Origin of the sequence: Enterococcus sp. DIV0421, from assembly GCF_051713745.1 — a bacterium.
GTDB lineage: Bacteria > Bacillota > Bacilli > Lactobacillales > Enterococcaceae > Enterococcus_D > Enterococcus_D casseliflavus.
The window spans coordinates 1-1,590 of record NZ_JBIOQM010000013.1; the positions used below are offsets into that span (position 1 = coordinate 1).

At 41.9% G+C, this 1,590-nt stretch carries 1 protein-coding gene; it reads right to left on the bottom strand.

Going from position 1 to position 1,590, the window contains the following annotated elements; all coding sequences use genetic code 11:
- Window positions 1-130: 130 nt before the first annotated feature.
- The gene (locus IGI96_RS19675) at window positions 131-1,327 is read right to left on the bottom strand and encodes an IS110 family transposase (protein ID WP_438785710.1); all 1,197 of its coding nucleotides are present in this window, start codon (window positions 1,325-1,327) and stop codon (window positions 131-133) included.
- Window positions 1,328-1,590 lie beyond the last annotated feature (263 nt).

Here is a 1,590-nt window from a genome sequence, read left to right on the forward strand (position 1 = left end):
TCTTGTGTTTAAAGTGATAGAGGAGACAAACTATATTAAGTCAATGACAAACTAAAAATTTTTGAGCTGGTTTTATGAGCCATTCCTGGGTACAACAAATAGACCTGAAGCTTCTAAAATTTTTGAAACCTCAGTTGACAACCATCTTGTCTTCTTCGTAAAATTCTCCCGTCTTTAAGGTGCGAAAGATGATTCGCACTAACTTTTTGACAACGTGGGAAATCGCAACGTTGTAGTGTTTTCCTTCATCTCGCTTCTTCTGGAAGTATGTCTTCATGGATGGAGACCAAATGGCGCATAAACGGGCAGCTTCGTGCAGCGCCCACCGCAATTGGGAAGAGCCCCGTTTAACCATGTGACCGTTCTCTGTTTGATTTTCCCCAGAGGTACTGATTGAAGGCTCTGATCCTGCGAAAGCTAACAGTTGAGCGGGTGTCTTGAAGTTGTCAATGGAGCGAATTTCCGCAAGAATCACAGCGCCTAGCTTAACGCCAATACCAGGAATGGTTAACAGTGGAGAATCAATCTCTTTTATAAGCGCTGCGACCTCTTTATCAGCGGCTTCACGAAGATCCGTAAGGTGTTTGATCAAGTCGATCGTCTGAAGTAACTCAAACTCTAGTGCTGGTGAAGATTGTCCAATTGAAGAAGCTGCGAGTTGCTTAAGATCTAACGCTTCCTTTCTGCCGATTTTTCCTCGAGAAGAGCGGTGAAGGATATTTGTTAACTTCGTCAAGTGAGCGTTAGCCAGCTTTTCTGGCGAGGGAAAGGATCTGAGCATCTCGTATATGTAGCGATTATGAAGTGCGTTCGTACCTTTTAAAGTAGGTGAAAGCTCAGGAAACAGAATGTCTAATAAGCGGACATAATGAATTTTTTGTTTGGTGCAATCCTGTTTCAACCGGTTCACGTTGCGAGTGGCATACTTCAACTCGATCATAGTCGTATCCGCATCAAACAGTTTTTTATCGATATCGTCGCGTAATTTTCGGGCGATCGTCATGGCATCTTTTTTATCAGTCTTGGTCTTTCTTAGAGAGTGTGATTTCGCAAACTCTTTGATCAAAAAAGGATTATAGCTGAAAGTCGGATAGCCATTGGTACGTAGGAATCGAAGGATGTTAAACGAGTAATGCCCAGTATCTTCTAAAGCAATTTGGATACTCTGGCCAGTGGAAACGCTCAAGTTTTCCAGCGCCATTTGAAGCTGGGTAAAGCCTTCACGATTATTCGCAATTTGCAGGTGACGGATAAAAATTTCTCCCTCACTATCAATGACTGCTAAATCGTGTTTGTACTTGGCAACGTCAATTCCAACATAAAGTATGACAAACCACTCCTTGTGTAATAATTGTGCGCTATGATCCACGTTCTCAATGCCGATGTAACCTTGCAAAATTAAGCGTTACAGTCCTGCCATACGCTAACAAACTTATTAACAATCTGACAAAGAGTTGTGGTTAGAGCCTCCTCGAACCAGTCATCCAAATGGAGCTGTTGGAGCTAGTACTAATCCACAGCGCTTATAGTCAGTATACCAATACTAATGAAAGGAAAGTATATTTAACTGACTGATTTAAATATACAAGG